Here is a 20,436-nt window from a genome sequence, read left to right as displayed (position 1 = left end):
GAAGGCATCCTTTGACGTAGGGAAAAATGAACGATGCGATGTACCCGGTCGAAGTCGTTCTCGCGTACGTCATCGCATTGCGTCGGTCAGCGGTTCGTGGCAGCACGACAACCTCGACCATCGTACAAATGCTAGCCCGGCGATCGAATCATTAACGTGCGAAAAGCTACTTTTCCGGGAGACTGCAAGGCTCGGATGCAGGTTTCGACTCGCGGGCGGAATGTCGAGCGGGTGCGCGACCGCGTGCGCCTCACGGCGCGGCAGGACGGGTGAGCGGCGCGACCGACGCCGGTCGCTTGACGAAATAGCGGAACACGACGATCAGCAAGACTGTCGGCACGAAATTCCGTCCACTGAACAAATTCGGAATTCGAAGAATTTCCATGATCGAAACGAAGAGCACGGCATGCGCGCAACACCAGAACCCCGCTCCACTCCGCCAGCCTGCGTAGCTCCGCCCGAACACCCAGCCGAGGACGACCGCATCGAGCAGCCCGAACCAGCCCCATTCGTAAAAGTGAACGAAGATCCCCGACGGATTGTTGAATTCCGGGTCGGCGTAGCTGTTCAGGAACACGGTGATGCTGTCGGTCGAATCGAGCCACGGCTCCAACGGCGCACCGATGATCGGAAAATGCAGCAACCAGTCGAAGGTGAACATGGGATGGCCGCTGCCCCACCCGAGCACGCTCAGTATCCCCGCACCGTTATTCAGCGCCGTCGAGTAATACAAGCCGAGACGTTCGATCGCGAAATCGAAAATGTTGTCGTAGACGGTGACGTAATAGGCCTCCCACGACCGGTTGTACTCGTTCGCGATGAAGAGCCCGAACAGCAACGGAATCGCGGCGTACGGCCCGAGCGTCAGCAGTCGCGAGAACCGGCCGCGAAGCCGGAACCGCACGATCATGAGCACGCATGGCAGCGCCACCTCGATCAACGCGAGCCGCTCGGCAAAGATGAAGCTGCGCAGCAGCGTCAGCACCGCGAGCACGCCCAGGTAAACCTTGTAGCGGTTCAAGCCCTTGACCGGTGTCTTGAACACGTAGAAATACAGCACGACGTACGGCGCGGCTGCCTGGGTGAACGAGCTCAGGCCCGTGAAGTGCCCTTTCTGCTCGAGCATGACATACGCATTCGCTTCGCCGTGCAGGAACGCCAGCAACAACGCCGGACGCGCGAGAATCCCGCCCAGCAGCATCAGATTGCCGAACATCGCGAGCACGAACACGAAATCGAGTACGCCGGGGAGCAGCTCGGCGGGCGCGGCCGGCGGCCCCCGGCGCGACTGCGCCTCGGTCGTCGCCAGCCACGCCGTCGCCACGACCACCACCAGGAACAGTGCGCCGACCCAGGCGTAATAGCCGTCGAAGTAGAGCCGCGCAATCGATTTCTGATTGACCAGCAGACTCAATGACAACATCCCGTACAACGGCAGGATGAAGATCAGCACGAGCCGGGCGGGATCTTCCCACCAGTAACCCGTGTAAGCACCTGCGTCGCGACCGACACGGGCCGCCTTGCGTGCCGTCGCCCCGCTTTGTCGCAGGCGGGGTCGGCCTTCGCCCACGCCACGCGGTCTCATGAAGCACGTTCCATCTGTTGTCGCGATACCGCGATTCCGTTGGCGATCGCCGCGGCCTGATGCGTATTCGTATCCGTATAGCCGTAGTCGTACCGACCCGGCGCGCCCTGGTAATCGTTCAGGATCACGCCGCGCACATCGATATGCGCGTGCTCGAGCCGTCGCGCGCTTTCGTCGAGCTCCGTCAGCGTCGTCACGCCGCTACGCGCGACGAGGAACACCGTGCCCGCCAGACGCCCCAGCACCAGCGCATCGGCGACCGGCAGCAGCGGCGGGCCGTCGAGCACCACCATGTCGTAGCGCGACGCGAGCTGCCCGATCAATTCGGCGAACGCGGGCTGGAGCAGCAGTTCGCCCGGATCGGGAACGACGCTGCCCATCGCGATGAAATCGAGGCCCGGAGTCACGCCGCGCTTGATTGCCTCGTCGAGCGCATGGGTGCCCGCCACCACGTCCGACAGCCCCGGCGCACGGCTATAGCGGAACCGGTCGTGCAGCGAACCCTTGCGCAGATCGGCGTCGATCAGCAGGACCCGCCGTTTCGCGGCACCGGCGAGCGACGCGATATTCGCAGCGACGAACGACTTGCCGACGCCCGTCGTCGGCCCGGAGATCAGCACGACCCGATTCGACGCGGCCGGCATCGCCAATTGCAGCGACGCGCGCAGACCGCGCAAGCTTTCGAGCGCGGCGTCCTGCGCGCCGACCGGCGCAATCGACGTGCGCGGACCGGGCCGGCCGGCCTTGGACCGCAGTTCCGCGGCCGCCGCGATCGCGCTGTGCGGGACGGTCGCGAACACCGGCAGCCCCGTCGCCCATTCGATTTCTTCCGCGTCGCCGATCGTGCCGACGACACGCTGCCGGGCGATCACGATTGCCGCGCCAGCCAGCAGGCCCACCATCAGGAGACCGACCACCGCAACCCCGCGATGCGGACCAATCGGCTGCTCGGCGATCTTCGCCGTATCGACGATTCGCACGGTGCCGGTCTTGCTGGCACGTGCGAGGACCATCTGCTGGCGCGTATTGAGCAGGTTCGTGTACAGCGCGGTATCCACGGCCACGTCGCGCTGCAGTTGCAGCACGCCCTGCTCCACGGTCGGCAACTGCTGGATCTGCTTGCGCGTCGTGTCGAGCGAGCGCTGCGCATCGGCGAGCTGCGCATCGACGGCCGCAACCGCCGGATGCTTCGGCATGAAGCGCGTCATCAGTTCCTCGCGCCGCTGCTGCAGCGTCTGCACGCGCGTCTCGATGTCGACCGCCTGTTGCCGCAATGCCAGCGCTTCGTCGCTCGTATTGACCGTCCCGTGCGATGCACGGAATGCATTGAAGCGGTTTTCCGCCGCCTCCAGCTGGGCCTTCAACTGCGGCAACTGGCCGTCCATATAGCGGATCAGCTTGTCGGCCGCCTCGGACTTGCGTTGCGTGTTCTGCGCCAGATACGCGTCGCCGATCGCGTTCAGCACGCGGCTGTCCTGCACGGGATCGGTGCCGTCGAGCGTCACGCCAACCATGTTCGACTGCTTGCCGCGCTCCGAGATCAGCGCGTTCTTCTGCAGCCACGTGGACGCCTCCTCGTCGCTGTAACGCGTCAGGTCGAAGCGTGCGCCGGGCTTGCCGGCCACACCGCGCACGAACACGTCGATCGCGCCTTCCGGCGTCTCGACGTGCAACGGCTGGCCGATACGGCCCTGCCACATCGGCCCTTTCCGGCCGAAGAGGCCGGTGCGCTGCAGCGTATAGGCGCCGTCATCGCCGACGGTCAACGCGAAGCGCTTGCCAAGCAGTCGTTTCGGCACGTCGAAGGTCGGCACGTCGATGCGCTCGGTGCCGTACACGTATCCGCCCGGCAACGGCGACGACAACCCGTCGGCGGCATTCACGAATCGCCAGCCGATCAGCGGCAGGTAATGCGGTCGGGCGTCGAGCGCGAGGTTGGTGCTGTCGATCGCGCGATCGAGCACCGCGCGGGATTTCAGCACCTCGATCTCCGTCGATGCATCCGTCTTCAGATCGAACACCGACGATGGATCGCCAGGCGGCGACGTCTGCTTCGAGTCGGTCTGGCTTTGCTCGACCTGGAACAGGATGTCGGAGCGGTAGACGGGGGCCGCGCACAGCGCATACAGGCCTCCAGCAATCGCGCCCGCAAGCGCCGTGCAAAGGATCAGGCGCCGGCCGCCATACAGCACGCCCCAGTAGCGGCGTACCGAATGGGACGGCCGCGGAATGCGCCCGCTGTGCGAGTCAGGCAGGGTCGAAGTATTCATACAGCCTCAGTCCCGTATGGCGCGACGCACCGTCGCGGTCACAAAATCCGCCGCGAATATCACGGCGAAATGGCCTTCGCCGTCAGCGCACCTTGCGCGGACGATGGAATCAGCAGGTTCACGACGCGGCTCCAGCGCACGAGCGACGACGCATCGACGAACACGACGTCGCGCCGCTCGAGCGGAAACTGGTCGGCGAGCGCGAACGACGCGGGCGAGCTGCCGTCGAGGTGGTACACCCGCGGACGGTTGTCCGGGCCACGGCGCACGACGAACACCTGGCGCGCGTCGGACGTGTACTGACTCACGCCGCCCGTGTCGCCAAGTGCCTCACCAAGGCTCATCCGGCCGTCGGTCAATGTCAGCGTCGCGGGTCGCGACACCTCGCCGAGCACGAACACTTTCGCGTCGCTCGCCGCGCGCACGCGCACGAGATCGCCGTCGCGCAACAGGATGTTCGACGGATTCACGCCCGCCGAAATCAATGCGGGCAGGCTCACGTTCACGGTCTTGTCGCCGCGCGTCACCGAAACCTGCGAGCGGTCTGCCGTCGGGGTGAAACCGCCCGCACGGTCGATCGCCTCGGGCAGCGTCATCGGCATGTCGTTGACGATCTGCAGACCCGGCGTGCGCACCTCGCCGTCGAGATAGACGCGCTTGCTGCGGTAGCTCTGCACGCGCAGCGAGAGCTGCGGCTTGCGCACGTATTCGCCGAGCCGCTTCATCAGCAGCGCGCCTGCCTGCGCCTCGGTCAACCCGGCCACGTGAACGAGGCCCGCGTAAGCGAACTGCACGTTGCCGTTCGCATCGACCGTGTAGCCCGTCGCGACCGAGCTGGCGCCGACCCCGTCGCCGCCACCGACCGTCTGCGTCGTCGGCAGGTTCAACTCGGGGTGGTCCCAGACGACGATGCCCAGCACATCGCCAGGGCCGATCGTGTACGGCACCGGCTTGCCGAACAGCTGGCGGATTTCCGCGTCGACGTTGGCCGGCCGCCCCGCATGGTGCTGCGCGACGAAGGCCGGCGTGATCTCGATCAGATTCTCGCTCGACACGTTCTGCACGCCGTCGAGGCCGCCCGATCCCGATGCGTCGGCGCTCACGCGCGCATTCGCGTCGCGCTCGGCCGGCGGGTGATAAGTCATGCCCGGCGACAGCGCGCATGCGCTCAGTGCGCACGCGGCGGCCGCGATCGCCAGGCGCGACTGCCACGATGCGCGACGGGCGACGGCCCGGCGTGGCCCAGGCGTGCCGAGCGTCGATTCCGGTTGCGTGGTGATTGACATGATGTCCTTCCAAAACTGTGCGGTAACCCGCCGAACGCGGCGAATTCCGGCATTACGCTTGCCCAGCGCGGCTCGCATTGCATCGCCGCACCGCCCTCTTCACCGCACGTCACTCCATACGATTCGTCATGAACTTCTCTTCATCGCTTTCGTCGTTCGTCTGCATCGTGTCGGCCGGCTTCGTCTGTGCCGCCGGTGCGCAGACGCTGTCCAGCAGCCCCGCCGACACCCCGTCCTTTGCGTCGTCGACGCTACCGGGCCTGGTGCCGCCACAACGTTCGGCGCAAGCGGCGGTCGCACGCGCGGCCGCCGAACCTGCCACGCCCGCGTCCGCGACTGCCGCGCCCGCGCTCACGCGCCCCGCCGCGAGCGCCGCCGTTCAGCCCGACCCGCGCGCCCACGGCACGTTGCGCCGGCCGCTCGTCCCGGCGCGCCCGCATCGCGCGCAGGTGGCCAGTACACCGGCCGACGACGTATGGGGCAGTGGCACGTTGTACGCATCGCCCTACGCGAAATCACCCTTTGACGCGCCAGCCGATCCGGACTGAAGCACCCGGCCGGTCATGCCTCGGCATGACCGCGCATGCATCGATAAGGGATTGGACACCACGGCAAACGGCGCGTCTGTGAGCAACCCCACCGAACGCCCATCTTCATACGCGAGCGCGATCGCACCCCGACGCACCACTGCATGCGACGCATGCGGCACAGCGCACGTCACGGCCTGCCGACCGACACGCTCCCGTACGATCCTGCGGCCGCTTCGAGCGTGGCAGGATCGGAGACGCGCACGACCGGCCTCCCCGAATCACGGCCGAGCGCCTGCATGCAAAGCCCGATCACGATGTCCGTGCCGACCGCGCCGTACACCGCGTGATCGACCTGCGGCTCGAGATGCAGTCGCACGTGACGTGAGTGCCTGAACGCGCGCTCGATCGCCCCGAAGTGGCGCCGCACGTCGTCGATGCCGGGATCGAGCGCGCCGTACACCAGCGTCGTCCGGACATTGCGTTGCGCCAGCACGTGCATCACGCCGCGTGGCGTGCCGGCGCGCGGCTTCCAGCCGAAGCGCGCGGCGGCCTCTTTCATCGGCACGCTGATCCGCGCGATCGCATTGGCGGCGACGGCCCCCACGATCGGCCGCAAATCGCGCCGTTCGCGCACGAGGCCCTTCCACTTTTTCCAGTCGCGCACCGATAGCCAGTAGCCGCGCACCGAATTGTTCCGCTGCTTCTGCACCGCCTCCAGCGAGAGCCCGGCCGGCCACACGAAACGCGCCAGGTTGATCGCGATCACGCCGCCGAGCGACGGCGTCTTCACGGCCGCATGCAATGCTGCATAGGCGCCCGAACAGATGCCGGTTGCGATCACCTCCGGGTAGCCGAGTGCACGCAGCCAGTCCGCGGCGGCCGCCACGTCGTCGCTCGACTGCGGTGCATACACGACCGGCGCCTGGTCGTCGGGCGCGGCAGCCCCGCTGTCGCCCACGCCATGCACGTCGATCCTCAGCGTCGTCACGCCGGCGCGTGCGAGCGTGCGCGCGAGGCGCACGCTGAAGCGCCCTTCTCCGCTGCGCGGATTCGTCGACGTGTTCGCGATCACGAGTGCCGGAGCGACGGGATTTGCCGGCCCCGTATCGGCGGGACGGCACAGCACGCCGACCACCCGGTCCGGCCCTACCGCGACGACCTGCTCGGTCATGTCCGTCATGTCGAGCGCGACAGCCGACTCGCCATTCCATGCCGGATCCAGCGGCCGCGCGGGGTCGATGCCTGTCGCCGCGCGCGGCGCCCGTTCGGCGATCCAGTTCGCGAGCGTGTCGATCGCGTCGAGCGGCAGGCGCGAGCGCGTACCGTCCAGCATCGTCGTCGACCATTCGCGGAACGAGTCGGTGGCCACGTCGACGCCGCGCGCGAGCAGTGCATCGCGCAACGCAGGGCCGTCCCCCTGATCGGGATCGATCAGCAGCACCGCAGCGGGCAACGCCGCTGCATCGCGCACCACGTCGCACAGATCGACCGCCTTCAGCGCATCGACGAAATCGTCGGGAAAGCGGTGCCCGAGCACGTTCATGCACGGTTCGTCGCGATGTGCGGCACGAATGGCCGGCGACGTGATGTCGAGCCACTGGCGATGCACGAACGACATCTCGCGGAGATACGCGCGCCCACGCACGACGGGCGCGAAGGCCGCCAATGCGTCGACGCGCGGCAACGGACGCTGGCCGTTGCCCGCGGCGGCCAGCATCGCGAACAGCGCGCCTGCACGGATTCCGACGAGCGTCAGCGACGCGACACCGACCTGGTCGCGCAGCATGTCGATCGCATCGTGAATGCTGTCGATGCACGCGGCATAGCGACCGGCATCGAGATCGTCGCCCGCGGAGTCACCACTGCACGGATAGTTGAATCGCAACACCGTGACGCCGTTACTGGCAAGGCGCTCGGCGATCGCCCGCATGAGCTTGTGCGTCCACGATGCCTCGTGGCCCAATGCTTCGCACAGGACCACCCCTTGTGTCGTCTGTCCCTCGTGCAGCCACCCCACGCAGCTGCCGAACGTAATCGGCTTCAATCGGTACTCCTCGGATCGGTATTTTTATCGGACGCGGACGCGTGTTCCGGCGGCTCCACCGAAATGAGCGATTCCACGATCGTGCGACTGCTCGACGAACACACGGCGGCGCCCCCAGCCGCGCCCCTGCGCGGCCCGCCCTGTTTCGTTCGTTACCCTGCCCGCATGCCCGCGGGAGGTGATGTTGCGTGCCCGGCACGCCGTCACGGTTTGCGCCGGGAACCCGTGCGGCGTGAGCCAAAACTGTGCGTTCGATTAAAGCACCCGGTTCGAGCGTCCTTCGGTGCGCCAGCTTACAAATGGATTCATCCCTGTCGCGATACGACGAGACGACGCGCGACGGCGTGCGCGGTGTCGGGATCCACGCATGCCGTGCGCACGGCATCCGCGAACGGTAGGCTCGCGAACACAGGCGTCTCGTGCGGCCGGTATCATGGCCGCCATACGATGATGTGGCCGTGCCCGGCGACGCCGGACGCGCCACCCACCCATGCACCCGGGTCAGCGCCGACCGGATGCACACACGCATCGCGGCCCCATGCCGCCGCACCGCGACACCCACGGCGCCGACCGAGCGAATGTCTAACCTCAAGAAGAACTTCCTGCTGCTGCTGACGTTGCAGATTTCGATGTACGCGGTGCCGCTGATGATCGCACCGCTGCTGACGCACGCACTGGGGCCTGAAGGCTACGGCCAACTCGCGTTCTCGCTCGCGGTCATCGCCTACCTGACCAACTGCACGAGCTACAGCTTCGACCTGACCGCCACGCCGCGCATCGCGCTCGCCCGCGACGACCGCGCCGAGCGCTCCCGTATCTTCTGGGCGACGTTGTACGCCCAGATCGGCATCGCCATCATCTGCTTCATCGTGCTGGTCGCGCTGACTTTCCTGTTCAAGCGCTTCGGCGAGGACCGCGATCTGCTGCTGATCGGTTTCGGCATGGTGGCCGGCGTGGCGTTTACGCCGGGTTGGTATTTCCAGGGCATGGAGAAACTGCGCGCGCTGAGCGTGATCCTGTTCATCGGCCGCATCCTGAGCCTGCCCGCGATGTTCGCGCTCGTGCACAGCCCGGCGGACATCGACCGCGCGATGATCGTCAACGCAGCCGTCCCGACGCTGTCCGCGATCGTGCTGGCCATCTACCTTTATGCGCAGCGCGAAATCGACTTCATTCGCGTGGAGTTCTCCGACATCGCGGAATCGCTGAAAGGCGGCTGGCAGGTGTTCCTCGCGTCGACGTCCATCGCGTTCTATGCGTCGACCAACACCGTGCTGCTCGGCTTCGTATCGGGCAACGTCGCGGCAGGCTACTTCGCCGCCGGCGACAAGCTGATCCGTGCGGCGCTCAGCATGCTGCAACCGCTGAAGGCCGCCACCTATCCGCGCATCAACTACCTGATGCGGCACGCGCGCAACGATGCGTTCTCGTTCCTGCGCAAGCTGTTCGTCGTGCAGGTTGCGATGGTGCTCGGCATCTCGCTCGTGATCTTCTTCGGCGCGCCGCTCGCCGTGCGCATCCTGTATGGCCCTTCGTACGAACCGACGGTCCAGGTGCTGCGCTGGATGGCCTTCATTCCGTTCATGGCCGGCATGACCGACCTGTTCGGTGTGCAGACGATGCTGCCGCTCGGGATGAAGTCCGCATTCACGCGCATCCTGATGTCATCGGGCATTCTGAACATCGTGCTGGTACCCGTGCTCGCCAAGTACTTCGCCGAGCTGGGCGCAGCCGCCGCCGTGCTGACGGCCGAGGCGGCGGTCGCCGCGGCACTCGCCACCGTCGTCTATCGCGCCGGGATTCCGCTTCCCGGCAGTCCGGTCGCGCGACGCGGCTAGCGCGAGGTGGCCGGCATCGGACGGCGTTCCGTTCGATGCGAGCGCAACGAACCGCACCGTGCGACCAAGCGCCCCCTGATTGCCCGCCGCCTCCGCACGCTCGCACACGGGTACTTCTTACTCCTCCGCGCACGCTCGATCGGGAACGATGACCGTCTTTCCGCCCCGCTACGCGCCCCTACGAAATAAAGATCACACGTATCGGTAGAAACACCGATGCTGTAGTCAAACTACATTTGTACGATTGGTCGCTGCAGAGAATCGCTACATCCGATTCGGCAGCGCCGGGCGGTCCGCGTCGCCGTCCTCGATGTTCGATCGGGCCCAACCGGCCGTAACGATTCCCCGCCTGGCCCGGCATGCCGACGCGCAACCACCCAGCATTGCCGGCCAATTGCGTCCGGTGCGAATCCACCGGACGTGCGCAGCTCCAGACATCATCCGAACAACCGGCAATACGATCATGGAGAGCAACATGCGGGACACACTCTGGCCGGCCGTCGTGCTGGCAGCGACCCTCTGCACCACCGCCTACGCGGGCGACGCCGATTTCAACGCGCAGGCCGACGCGACCGATGCATTCGCGTCGGCCGCGGCGGCTCGGCGCGCTGACCTGCTCGTGCGCAAGATGACGCTCGACGAAAAACTTCAATTCATTCATTCGCAATACGAAATGTCCAAGGTGCCGGGCGGCGGCGCCGGCTACATACAGGGGGTGCCGCGCCTCGGCATTCCCGACCTGAACATGGTCGACTCGGCGACGGGTTCCGGCAGCACGTCGCAGGCCAGCACGACGTTCCCCGCGACGATCGCCGTCGCCGCGAGCTGGGATCGCCGCCTGTCGTACGACTTCGGCAAGCAGGTCGCGATCCAGTTGCGCGCGCAAGGATTCGGCATGGGCCTCGGCGGCGGCACCAACCTCGCGCGCGAACCGCGCGGCGGCCGCCTGTTCGAATACCTCGGCGAGGATCCGCTGCTGGCCGGCGACCTGCTCGCCGAACGCACGCTCGCCACGCAGCGGCAGAAAGTCATCGCGACCATCAAGCACTACGCGGGCAACGAGCAGGAGCACGGCCGGATGGGCGGCAACACGCAGATCGACGAACGCACGCTGCGCGAGCTTTACCTGCTGCCGTTCGAGATCGCCGCGAAGCGCGGGCGGCCCGGCAGCGTGATGTGCAGCTACAACCGCCTGAACGGCACTTATGCGTGCGAGAACCCCCATCTGCTGAACGACGTGCTGAAGAACGAATGGGGTTTCCAGGGCCAGGTGCAGTCCGACTGGGGCGCCACGCACAGCACCGCCGCCGCGATCAACGCCGGGCTCGACGAGGAAGAAGACGTCGGGCCGAGCGTGTACCTGACGCCGGCGGCGGTCAAGCAGGCGATCGCGAACGGCTCGGTGTCGACCGCGCGCCTCGACGACATGGTGCGCCGCAAGCTCGCCGTGATGATCCGCGTCGGCGTGATGGACGACCCGGCCAAAGGCGGCGGCACGATCGATTTCGCGGCCGGAAACCGGTTCGCGCAATCCGCTTCCGAGCAGTCGATCGTTCTGCTGAAGAACGACGGCAACCAGTTGCCGCTCGCCGCGTCGGCGCTGTCGCGTATCGCCGTGATCGGCGGCCATGCCGATGCGGCCGTGCTGTCGGGCGGCGGCTCGGGCAACACGCGCGACCCCGTATCCGGATCGTTCGCGGGGTGCGGCGGCCTGACGTTCGGGTCATCGACGGGATGCAGCTGGTGGCGCAATCCGTGGCTGAAGGTCGACGTGCCGATCGTCGCGGCGATCCGCGCGCTCGCACCGGCCGCGCAGGTCACGTATGCCGGCAACAGCGATCAGCAGTCGCCGTTCCGCGCGTACACGCAGCAGGAGATCGACCAGGCCGCGGCACTCGCGGGCCGTTCGGACGTCGCGATCGTCGTGGTGGCGCAGCCGGCCGGCGAGGATTTCGGCGATCTCCAGAGCCTGAGCCTCGCGAACCCGTCGAACCAGGATGCTCTGGTCGAAGCCGTCGCCCGCGCGAATCCGCACACGATCGTCGTCGTCCAGAGCGGCAACCCGGTGCTGATGCCGTGGAAGGACCAGGTCTCCGCGATCGTCGAGGCGTGGTATCCGGGCGAAGCCGGCGGCAAGGCGATCGCGAACGTGCTGTTCGGTGCGGTCAATCCGTCCGGCAAGCTGCCCGTGACGTTCCCCGCGCGCGATCAGGATTCGCCGACCTGGGGGCAAAACGGCGCGTTCGACAACGATCCCGTCTATGCGGAAAAGCTGAACATGGGCTATCGCTGGTATGACGCGCACAACATCAAGCCGATGTTCGAGTTCGGCTACGGGCTGTCGTACACGCACTTCGCGTATTCGGGGCTGTCGGTGTCGAAGCAATGGGACGGATCGCTGAGCGTCGCGTTCACGGTGCGTAACGACGGGCGCGTCGCCGGCGCGGAAACGCCGCAGGTCTATCTCGGCGTGCCGTACAAGGACGAACCGCCGAAGCGGCTGGTCGGCTGGGAGAAGATCCGGCTGAATCCGGGCGAGGCGCGGCGTGTGCGCGTGACCGTGTCGCCGCGGATGCAGAGCGTGTGGGATACGTCGCGTAACGGCTGGCGCGTGGTGCCGGGCGGGACGGTGTACGTCGGTGCGTCGTCGCGGGATATCCGGTTGCAGGGGCACTGAGCGGTCATCACCCGACGGAAGCGCCGCGTGCGTCGTGTGCGGCGCTTCCGTATTCACTCATCCGCAAACGCGCACCTTACCGGAACAACAGCGCCAGCACCGTCGCGAGCGCGGCAATCGCGGCGATCCCCACCGCCAACCCGGCGAGATGCGCGACGATCACCAGGCCGGCCGGCAATCGCGCGGATGCCGGGCCGCAGGGTTCACCCGCCGGCCCGGCCCGCGATCGGAACACAGCGCCAACCATCACACCCCACTCCCTTCGAGCGTATCGAGCAACGGCCGGGCCAGATGCAAAACCTGATACACCGTGCCCGCGCCGCCGTCGTCCGGCTCCTGCTCCGATACGAGCACGCGCGTCAGCCGCCAGCGCAGCGGATCGAGGCTGACGGCGGCCGCAACCGTACCCTGCCGCGCCGCCGCATCGCGATTGCGCTCGACTTCCCGTGCCAGCGTCGCATCGAGGTCGGCGTCCGCCGGAATATCGACGGCCTCCAGCCGCACGAAGCGTCCCGTCGACGCGCTGCCCTTGCGTGCATCGAGCGCGACCTGCGCATCGATCGGCGCGCGCCCGAAACTGTCCGTCACGACCCGATAGCGGCCGTCCGTGACGAACCGGGCGAACGCCTGTTCATTGCGCCACAGATAAAGCGACGCATAGCCGTTTTCCGTCGCACCGTAGCGGCCCGCCTCACGCAGCAGAAACCCCTTGAACACGAGATCCGGCGTGTCGTCCCAGAGCCTGCCGCGCTCGCGCACGCGATTGCGGATGATGTCGAGGTCGTAGTCCGCCGGCAGGCGGTGCACGTAGTACGCGGTCAGCATGATCGACTCCTGGGATTGACAAGGGAGATTCCGAACGGCTCGAGAACAGCGTAGAAGACCTTGAATCATTTGAAAAGACGATGGCAGAATATTTCAATGATTCATTTTCTTAATGGATGAGTGCGTGATGAAAACGCTCGACATCGAAGCCGTGCAGGCGTTCGTGCTGACCGCCGACCTCAAGAGCTTCACGCGGGCCGCCGAGGCGATGGACACGACGCAGTCCGCGGTGAGCCTGAAGATCAAGCGACTTGAAGACGGCCTCGGCCGCCGTTTGCTGGAACGCACGCCGCGGCAGGTTCGCCTGTCGGCCGACGGCACCGCGTTCCTGGAACCCGCGCGCGAGCTCGTAGCGGCTCACCAGGGTGCGGTCGGCGCGTTCGGCGCCGGCCAGCGGCGGCTGGTGATCGGCGTGAGCCATCATGCCATCGGCGCCGATCTGCCGATGCTGCTTCGGCGCATGAGCGAAGCGGAACCGGGGCTCGTGCTGGAGATCCGGGTCGCCGCGTCGCGCGACGTACTCGATGCGTTCGATCGCGGCCAGCTCGACGCCGCCGTCGCGCTGCAGCACGGCAGCCGGCGGCTCGATGGGGAAACCCTGCTGTCGGAGTCGTTCGGCTGGATGGCCGCGACCGATTTCGACTACCATCCGCCGCAACCGCTGCGGCTCGCGACGCAGGCCGAGCCGTGCAGCGTGCGCCACATGGCGATCGGCGCGCTGGACGAAGCCGGTGTCGCGTGGACTGAAGTGTTCGTCGGCGGCGGCGTGGCGACGATCGGCGCGGCGGTGTCCGCGGGGCTGGCCGTCGCCGCGCTCGGGCATCGCGTGGCGCCCGTCGGGACGGTCGACGTGGGCGCGCGATACGGGCTGCCGCCGTTGCCGGCGCGCGACGTGGTGCTCTACTCGAACCTGACCGATGCGCGGGCCCGGCAGGCGCTGCGCACGCTGGGCGCAGCGCTGCGGTCGTCGGTCGGCGCGCGGTGATGGCGTGCTTGAACCATCGGAGAAAAAATCGGAACGGCCGCTGCCGCACCATGCACAGTGGCGCTTCTCCATTCGGTATCCGGCACCTCACCCGGATCAGGCCGTGACGGCCTCGAAAGGCTTCGACGCGCGCCACGGTAAAATTCCGTCTTCATCGCGCCCATGCAGGGGCCCCCTGCCTGCGCGGGCCGCCCTCCCAAAGAACCGACACGCCATCATCACCTTGATTTCCCTACCCTTTCCCCGTCGCGACGCATGATGTACTCGCTCGCCACCACCTACATCCGGGAACTCGAAATCCGCAAGAGCCGGTTCATCGCCTACGCGATTCCCGTCGACGACCGCGACGCCGCGATGCAGGCGCTGCAACGCCTGCGCGAAGAGCATCCGGCAGCCACGCACGTGTGCTGGGCATTGCTGGCGGGCGGCCAATCGGGGATGTCGGACGACGGCGAGCCGTCCGGCACGGCGGGCCGGCCGATCCTGGAAGTGCTGCGCCATCACGATCTCGACGGTGTGCTCGGTGCGGTCGTGCGTTACTACGGCGGCGTGAAGCTCGGCGCGGGCGGGCTGGTGCGCGCGTACACCGATGCAATCGCGTCGGCGCTGCTCGATGCCGAGCGCGTCGAGCGCATCCGCTACACGCGGCTCGCCATCGAGATCGGTTATCCCGAGGAGGCGCGCGTGCGCCGCTGGATCGAACAGGCGGGTTATGAACTGGTGGACAGCGCGTACGGGATGACGGTCAAGCTCGTGATCAAGCTGCCCGAAACCGCCGACGCGCACGCGCGGACCGAGTTGTTCGACCTGACGCAAGGGCGATCGGGCTTTCCCGATCTGTAACGAGCGGCCGCTATCGTCACCGCGCCGTCACCCCGCCGCCTGAAAATTCCGCCGAAAAATCAGATACGTCCGATAGAAAAACCGCACGCCGCCACTTAATCTCACCGGGTTCCCGGCGACTCGCGCCGCATACGTTTTATCCGCAGGCCGGCACAGGCAGCACGCAACCGCCACCGGCCGAGTCGGCACGCCAGGGCCGGGTGTGCCGACGTGCGGTGCGTCACGCGTCGCCAATAATCAAAATTCAGCTACGGGATAACGGACGCATGCATCAAGTGCAGACACTGCAAGCCCAGCTTGCGGAACTCGATCGGCGCATCAAGGCGGCGCGGAGCCGCGAACGCAATGCGGTGCTGGCGCAGGTACGCGAACTCGTCACGAGCTACGCGCTGACCGCGCGGGAAATCTTCGGGCAGGGTTACAGCGATCGCGCGAAGCTGTTCACCGTCGGCGCGAAGTATCGCGACCCGGCAACCGGCGCGACATGGAGCGGCCGCGGCCGTGCACCCACATGGATCGTCGGGCGCGACCGCACCGCGTTTCTGATTCGGGAGTAATGCGCGCCGCGTGGCGCGGCGCGTCCCTTCATCGCATCGAATCCGCGCCGGCCGCTCAGTAAGTGTCCGGCACGATCATGTTGTCCGGCACCGGTCGACGGATGTAATCCTCGTGATGCTCGCGCGGCGGCAGGTCGATCGGTGCGTGCGGCACCTCGTGATACGGCACTTGCTGCAGCAGGTGGTGAATGCAGTTCAGCCTCGCGCGCTTCTTGTCGACGGCCTGCACGACCCACCACGGCGCCTCCGGAATGTGCGTACGCAGCAGCATCTCTTCCTTCGCGGCCGTGTAGGCTTCCCAGCGGCGGCGGCTCTCGAGATCCATCGGGCTCAGCTTCCACTGCTTGAGCGGATCCTCGATCCGGCTCTGGAAACGCACTTCCTGCTCGTGATCGGTGATCGAGAACCAGTACTTGACGATCTGGATCCCGCTACGCACCAGCATCTTCTCGAATTCGGGCACCGAACGGAAAAACTCCTCGTATTCCTCGTCGGTACAGAAGTTCATCACGCGCTCGACGCCCGCGCGGTTGTACCAGCTGCGGTCGAACAGCACGATCTCGCCGCCGGCCGGCAGATGCGCGACATAGCGCTGGAAATACCATTGCGTGCGTTCGCGGTTGTTCGGCGCCGGCAGCGCCGCCACGCGGCAGACGCGCGGGTTCAGCCGCTGCGTGATGCGCTTGATCGCGCCGCCCTTGCCGGCTGCGTCGCGCCCCTCGAAAATGACGACGAGCCGGTGCCCGGTGCTCACGACCCAGTCTTGCAGCTTGACGAGCTCGCCCTGCAGCCGGAACAGCTCGCGGAAATACTCCTTGCGCGCCTCGCGGCGCTCCTGCGAAAACAGCAGGTCGTTGCTGTCGTCGAAGCGGCGATCGTCGAGCTCCATCTCGAGCTCTTCGTCGTAGGCATCGACCAGATCTTCCTCGAAGCGGCGCTGGCGCGCCTCCATCGATTCCATCGACTCCACCTCGGTGCGGTCGTCGGTCTCGGTGCGGGTATCGTTGTCGCCCATGGGGCCTCCTTCCATCATTGACGCAGGCAAACTCCGACATTATCCCAGTGTCGCGCGTCAAATTCATGAAAAAAGGGCCGGCGCGCCGGTCAGAAGCGGAACGCGAGCAGCACGCTGGCCAGCACGGGGTTCGCGGAAATATCGAACGTGTTCGATGCGAGTTGCCGATTCGGCTGGTCGATGTCCAGCGTAATCTTCGTACGTAACGGGATATAGGTCACCCGCTTCCTCGAATGCGACACGGCGAGCGACCGGAGTTGAACGCGGCACGAGCCCGGTCGCCGCTCGTCAGTCCGGCGGCGGCAACACGACCGTGTCCTCCGGCCCGAGCACGCGCCCGTCCTGCGAACGCAGTTCGAGCTTCCTGACCGGCAACCCGCTCTTCCGGTCGACGAGCAGCACGTGTGCCTCGTCCGGTTCGAAGAAGAAATCCTCGCCCCACTGCCGCAGCGCGACGAGCAACGGAAACAGGCCACGCCCTTTCTCGGTCAGCACGTATTCGTGATGCGCGCCGCCGTCCGCGGCCGGCACGATGTCCATGATCCCGTGCGCGACCAGGTTGCGCAGGCGCGCGGCCAGGATGTTCTTGGCCAGCCCGAGGTTCTTCTGGAATTCGCCGAAGCGGCGCAGCCCGTCGAACGCGTCGCGGACGATCAGCAGCGACCACCAGTCGCCGATCGCGTCCAGCGGGCGGGCAACCCCGCAAGGGGAATCCTCGTGCGTGGTTCGTCTGTTCATCGATGCATGGGGCGATGCCGTTCCCGGTATGCGGGCGGAACGGCGGTCGTTTTCGTTGAAATGAATGGTTGCAATATAAAACTCACCACACGAAAGATCAATCTCCCGCGGCCCGACTGTTCGCGATGGCCGAATGGAACGGCCGATTCGAGCCCGATTAGCACTCCACCTCCTCTTTCAGGCCGGTAAATTCCGGCACAGCTCCCTTCCGATGCGTCATCACGCGCCCACGGCTCGGTCATTCGGCGGCCAGCGCGTCGATCTTTTTGGTTGCAACTTGAAACCCAATATCCTACGCTTCGATTCGGTTTCAACTTGAAACCAAACTATCCGACTATCCGAAGGAGCATTCGATGATCCGGTCCGATGCCACGTTCGACGGCACCTTTCCATTCGCCCCCCATTTCGACGACGCATCCGGCTTCCGGATGCACTACGTGGACGAAGGTCCGCACGACGGCGAAACCCTCCTGTGCCTGCATGGCGAACCCACGTGGGGTTATCTGTTCCGCCATCTGATTGCCGCGCTGAGTCCGACGCACCGCGTCGTCGTCCCCGATCACATGGGCTTCGGCAAAAGCGCGACGCCGCAGGACCGCAGCTACTGGCTGCAGGACCATATCGACAACCTGGAGCGCTTCGTGCTCGCGCGCGGCCTCGATCGCATCACGCTCGTGATGCACGACTTCGGCGGCCCGGTCGGCATGGGGCTGGCCGCGCGGCATCCGGATCGCATCCGGCGGATCGTGTCCGCGAACGGGCCGACGCCATTCGGCCAGCCCGATCTGGTCGAGCGGCTGAACGCGAACGGTCGCGCCGCACCGTGGTTCCAGTGGATCGCGCGCGCGGCGTCGGACGATACGCTCGAGACGGTGCTCGGTCAGCTCGGCTTCAATATCCTGAGCACGCTGAAGCTGAACGGGTTTGAAAATCACGCGGTGATCAACGACACGTGGATCGCCGCATACGGTGCGCCGTTCGCGCAACCGGCGGACTGCGCCGGCGCGATCGGATGGGCCCGCGGGTTTGCCGCTGGCGCGCATCGGTTCGAGGTGCCCGATGCGGCGGCGCTGAGCGCGATACGCGACAAGCCCGCGCTCGCGATCTGGGGAGACGCCGATCGAACGCTCGGCGCCGAACACTTCCTGCCGCTCTTCACGGCACTGTTTCCGTCCGCGCCCGTCGAACGGCTGGCGGGAGTCGGGCACTACTGCTTCGAGGATGCGCCCGACGTCATCGCGTCACGCATCGCCGAATTCGTCCGAGCCACCGGCTGAGGGTATTCCGCAGCCGGCGGCACGATGCCCGGCTGCGGATCACCGCGTGCGCGGCCGCCTTCGCCACCGCGCACGCACCGCTTCACGTCACCGGATGATCCGCGTCACGCCACGCCCGCGCGGATCGGCCATCGCTTCCGGCGTCTTGCCGTCGATCTTGATCACCTGGATGTCGCCGCTGAAATCCTGCCCCTTCAGCGTATAGCCGCGCGCCTCGATCTGCTTCGCGAGTTCGCCTTCGATCGGGTGGTACGGCTCCCAGAAGATCGTGTTCGGCGGCAGCAGCTGGTGATGGAAACGCATCGCGCCGACGGCCTCCTTCAACGGCATCTTGAAGTCGTAGATGTTGTTGATCACCTGGAAGATCGACGTGAAGATGCGCGAGCCGCCCGGCGTGCCGATCACGAGCGACACCTTGCCGTCCTTGGTCATGATCGTCGGCGACATCGACGACAGCGGGCGCTTCTTCGGTTCGATCGCGTTCGCGTCGCTGCCGACCACGCCGAACATGTTCGCGACGCCCGGCTTCGCGGAGAAGTCGTCCATCTCGTCGTTCAGCACGATGCCGGTGCCGTCGGCGATCACGCCCGAGCCGAAATAGCCGTTGATCGTGTACGTGTTCGACACTGCATTGCCCCACTTGTCGACCACCGAAAAGTGCGTCGTTTCAGCCTTCTCCGGCATCGTCGTGCCGAGGCCCGGCTGCACGCTCTTCGTATCCGACGGCTCCTTCGGGTTGACTTCGCCTGCCCGCTTCGCGATGTACGCGTCGTCGGTCAGCTGCGCGATCGGCACCTTGTAGAAATCCGGATCGCCGAGATACTGCGCACGATCGGCGAACACGCGCTTCTCGATTTCCGCGACGAGGTGGATGTACTGCGGCGAGTTGAGCTTCACGCCCTCGAAGTCCTGCTTGAGGTCGGCCTTCATCTTCAGCAGCTGCACGAGGCCGATGCCGCCCGAACTCGGAGGCGGCGCGGTGATCACGTCATAACCGTTCCACTTCGCCTGCACCGGCTGGCGCCATACCGCACGGTACTGCGCGAGATCCTCGGTGGTGATCAGCCCGTTGCCGTCGCCGGTCTTCATCGACGCGGCGATCAGCTCGGCCGTCTTGCCCTTGTAGAAGCCCTCCGCGCCGCCGTCCGCGATGCGCGTCAACACGTCGGCGAGATCGGGCTGCTTGAAGTTCACACCGGCCTTCAGCCCGGAGAAATATTTGTCGAAGTTGGTCTTGCCGCCGAACTCCTTCGAGGCGTCGACGCCGCGCTGCGCGAGCTGCTCGTCGACGACGAAGCCGTCGCGTGCATAGTGGATCGCCGGCGCGAGCACCTGCTTCCACTTCAGCTTGCCGAAGCGCTTCTGCGCTTCCCACATGCCCGCGACCGTGCCCGGCACGCCGACCGCGCGCGGGCCGTACAGGCTCATGCCCTTGACGACGTTGCCGTCCTTGTCGAGATACATGTCCTTCGTCGCGGCGAGCGGCGCGCGCTCGCGGTAGTCGATGAAGTACGGCTTGCCGTCCTTGTAGATCGTCATGAAGCCGCCACCGCCGATGTTGCCGGCTTCCGGATACGTGACGGCGAGCGTGAATGCGATCGCGACGGCCGCGTCGATCGCGTTGCCGCCTTCCTTGAAGATTCGCTCCGCGGCATCCGCGCTGTACTTGTCGGCCACCGCGACCGCCGAGCTCGTCAGGATGGCCGGCTGCGGCCCCTTCGCATAGACGGGCGCGTTCGGCAGGAAGCCGATGCCGGCCACCGTCGCGAGCACGACAGCGGATGATTTGAAGCGATTCAGCGTAGTCATTGCATGTCCCCCATGTGGATCTCCTTCAGGCAGGAAAAGCACCTGTTCCGCTCATGGCCGCTGGCGCGCCGACGGCCACATCCGGTCTCGTAGTATAGGGGGACAAAAAGGGTCGAACACGGGGCGTGCAACGAAAGCGCATTCGTCATGTGCGCAA

16 protein-coding genes are annotated in these 20,436 nt (G+C 66.3%); 7 read left to right on the top strand and 9 right to left on the bottom strand.

What is annotated here, in order from left to right; all coding sequences use genetic code 11:
• Positions 1-250: 250 nt before the first annotated feature.
• The 3 genes from CFB41_RS23420 to CFB41_RS23410 are packed head-to-tail and all read right to left on the bottom strand — an operon-like array spanning position 251 to position 5,141.
• Positions 251-1,585 carry an oligosaccharide repeat unit polymerase gene (locus CFB41_RS23420; protein ID WP_256941146.1) on the bottom strand — a complete coding sequence of 445 codons (1,335 nt, stop codon included), beginning with the start codon at positions 1,583-1,585 and terminating at the stop codon, positions 251-253.
• Positions 1,582-3,855: a polysaccharide biosynthesis tyrosine autokinase gene (locus CFB41_RS23415; protein ID WP_089458050.1), complete on the bottom strand. Its 2,274-nt coding sequence runs from the start codon at positions 3,853-3,855 to the stop codon at positions 1,582-1,584. Before CFB41_RS23415 ends, CFB41_RS23420 begins: the two co-directional genes overlap by 4 nt.
• 59 nt (positions 3,856-3,914) lie before the next feature.
• Positions 3,915-5,141: a polysaccharide biosynthesis/export family protein gene (locus CFB41_RS23410; protein WP_089458049.1), complete on the bottom strand. Its 1,227-nt coding sequence runs from the start codon at positions 5,139-5,141 to the stop codon at positions 3,915-3,917.
• 128 nt (positions 5,142-5,269) lie between these two features.
• Between CFB41_RS23410 and CFB41_RS23405 the strand changes: the two genes are divergently transcribed.
• Positions 5,270-5,689 carry a hypothetical protein gene (locus CFB41_RS23405; RefSeq protein WP_089458048.1) on the top strand — a complete coding sequence of 140 codons (420 nt, stop codon included), beginning with the start codon at positions 5,270-5,272 and terminating at the stop codon, positions 5,687-5,689.
• A gap of 169 nt (positions 5,690-5,858) precedes the next feature.
• On the opposite strand, the gene CFB41_RS23400 is transcribed toward CFB41_RS23405, so the two are convergent.
• Positions 5,859-7,715, bottom strand: coding sequence for a serine aminopeptidase domain-containing protein (locus CFB41_RS23400; protein ID WP_089458047.1), 1,857 nt, complete (start codon positions 7,713-7,715; stop codon positions 5,859-5,861).
• A gap of 578 nt (positions 7,716-8,293) precedes the next feature.
• Here CFB41_RS23400 and CFB41_RS23395 point away from each other — a divergent pair.
• Together CFB41_RS23395 and CFB41_RS23390 are read left to right on the top strand one after the other, a co-directional pair.
• Complete coding sequence (locus CFB41_RS23395; RefSeq protein ID WP_089458046.1) at positions 8,294-9,553, top strand: oligosaccharide flippase family protein; 1,260 nt, start codon at positions 8,294-8,296, stop codon at positions 9,551-9,553.
• 475 nt (positions 9,554-10,028) lie between these two features.
• Positions 10,029-12,230, top strand: a complete 2,202-nt coding sequence (locus tag CFB41_RS23390; protein WP_089442655.1) for a glycoside hydrolase family 3 C-terminal domain-containing protein — start codon at positions 10,029-10,031, stop codon at positions 12,228-12,230.
• Positions 12,231-12,476: 246 nt separating this feature from the next.
• On the opposite strand, the gene CFB41_RS23385 is transcribed toward CFB41_RS23390, so the two are convergent.
• A complete protein-coding gene (locus CFB41_RS23385) occupies positions 12,477-13,055 on the bottom strand; it encodes a DUF4865 family protein (RefSeq protein WP_179250139.1) in 579 nt (192 codons plus the stop codon).
• Between the two features lie 127 nt (positions 13,056-13,182).
• On the opposite strand from CFB41_RS23385, the gene CFB41_RS23380 reads away from it, so the two are divergent.
• From CFB41_RS23380 to CFB41_RS23370, 3 genes are all read left to right on the top strand, one after another.
• Complete coding sequence (locus tag CFB41_RS23380) at positions 13,183-14,040, top strand: LysR family transcriptional regulator (protein ID WP_089458967.1); 858 nt, start codon at positions 13,183-13,185, stop codon at positions 14,038-14,040.
• Positions 14,041-14,295: 255 nt separating this feature from the next.
• A complete protein-coding gene (locus CFB41_RS23375; RefSeq protein ID WP_089458044.1) occupies positions 14,296-14,883 on the top strand; it encodes a YigZ family protein in 588 nt (195 codons plus the stop codon).
• 266 nt (positions 14,884-15,149) lie between these two features.
• On the top strand, positions 15,150-15,440 hold the full coding sequence (locus CFB41_RS23370; RefSeq protein WP_089458043.1) for an H-NS histone family protein: 291 nt from the start codon (positions 15,150-15,152) through the stop codon (positions 15,438-15,440).
• Positions 15,441-15,495: 55 nt separating this feature from the next.
• Here the strand turns inward: CFB41_RS23370 and ppk2 are convergent, their stop codons facing one another.
• From ppk2 to CFB41_RS23360, 3 genes are all read right to left on the bottom strand, one after another.
• Positions 15,496-16,455, bottom strand: a complete 960-nt coding sequence (ppk2, locus tag CFB41_RS23365; RefSeq protein WP_089458042.1) for a polyphosphate kinase 2 — start codon at positions 16,453-16,455, stop codon at positions 15,496-15,498.
• An 89-nt stretch (positions 16,456-16,544) separates the two neighbouring features.
• Positions 16,545-16,676 (bottom strand): hypothetical protein, encoded by a 132-nt coding sequence (locus tag CFB41_RS37690; RefSeq protein WP_256941145.1) that lies wholly within the window; start codon positions 16,674-16,676, stop codon positions 16,545-16,547.
• Between the two features lie 67 nt (positions 16,677-16,743).
• Complete coding sequence (locus tag CFB41_RS23360; RefSeq protein ID WP_069251376.1) at positions 16,744-17,193, bottom strand: helix-turn-helix domain-containing protein; 450 nt, start codon at positions 17,191-17,193, stop codon at positions 16,744-16,746.
• A gap of 353 nt (positions 17,194-17,546) precedes the next feature.
• Here CFB41_RS23360 and CFB41_RS23355 point away from each other — a divergent pair, with 353 nt between their 5' ends.
• Positions 17,547-18,470, top strand: coding sequence for an alpha/beta fold hydrolase (locus CFB41_RS23355; RefSeq protein ID WP_089458041.1), 924 nt, complete (start codon positions 17,547-17,549; stop codon positions 18,468-18,470).
• A gap of 87 nt (positions 18,471-18,557) precedes the next feature.
• On the opposite strand, the gene ggt is transcribed toward CFB41_RS23355, so the two are convergent.
• Complete coding sequence (gene ggt / locus CFB41_RS23350; RefSeq protein WP_089442662.1) at positions 18,558-20,279, bottom strand: gamma-glutamyltransferase; 1,722 nt, start codon at positions 20,277-20,279, stop codon at positions 18,558-18,560.
• Positions 20,280-20,436: the final 157 nt, after the last annotated feature.

Source organism: Burkholderia sp. AU33803 (assembly GCF_002223095.1).
In the GTDB taxonomy this organism is placed as follows: domain Bacteria; phylum Pseudomonadota; class Gammaproteobacteria; order Burkholderiales; family Burkholderiaceae; genus Burkholderia.
This window is presented reverse-complemented; position numbering and strand designations above follow the sequence as displayed.

Bases quoted from the DNA above. Each gene is read 5' to 3' on its own strand.
- CFB41_RS23420 (WP_256941146.1), bottom strand. From the start codon at position 1,585: ATGAGACCGCGTGGCGTGGGCGAAGGCCGACCCCGCCTGCGACAAAGC.
- CFB41_RS23415 (WP_089458050.1), bottom strand. From the start codon at position 3,855: ATGAATACTTCGACCCTGCCTGACTCGCACAGCGGGCGCATTCCGCGG.
- CFB41_RS23410 (WP_089458049.1), bottom strand. From the start codon at position 5,141: ATGTCAATCACCACGCAACCGGAATCGACGCTCGGCACGCCTGGGCCA.
- CFB41_RS23405 (WP_089458048.1), top strand. From the start codon at position 5,270: ATGAACTTCTCTTCATCGCTTTCGTCGTTCGTCTGCATCGTGTCGGCC.
- CFB41_RS23395 (WP_089458046.1), top strand. From the start codon at position 8,294: ATGTCTAACCTCAAGAAGAACTTCCTGCTGCTGCTGACGTTGCAGATT.
- CFB41_RS23390 (WP_089442655.1), top strand. From the start codon at position 10,029: ATGCGGGACACACTCTGGCCGGCCGTCGTGCTGGCAGCGACCCTCTGC.
- CFB41_RS23385 (WP_179250139.1), bottom strand. From the start codon at position 13,055: ATGCTGACCGCGTACTACGTGCACCGCCTGCCGGCGGACTACGACCTC.
- CFB41_RS23380 (WP_089458967.1), top strand. From the start codon at position 13,183: ATGAAAACGCTCGACATCGAAGCCGTGCAGGCGTTCGTGCTGACCGCC.
- CFB41_RS23375 (WP_089458044.1), top strand. From the start codon at position 14,296: ATGATGTACTCGCTCGCCACCACCTACATCCGGGAACTCGAAATCCGC.
- CFB41_RS23370 (WP_089458043.1), top strand. From the start codon at position 15,150: ATGCATCAAGTGCAGACACTGCAAGCCCAGCTTGCGGAACTCGATCGG.
- ppk2 (WP_089458042.1), bottom strand. From the start codon at position 16,455: ATGGGCGACAACGATACCCGCACCGAGACCGACGACCGCACCGAGGTG.
- CFB41_RS23360 (WP_069251376.1), bottom strand. From the start codon at position 17,193: ATGAACAGACGAACCACGCACGAGGATTCCCCTTGCGGGGTTGCCCGC.
- CFB41_RS23355 (WP_089458041.1), top strand. From the start codon at position 17,547: ATGATCCGGTCCGATGCCACGTTCGACGGCACCTTTCCATTCGCCCCC.
- ggt (WP_089442662.1), bottom strand. From the start codon at position 20,279: ATGACTACGCTGAATCGCTTCAAATCATCCGCTGTCGTGCTCGCGACG.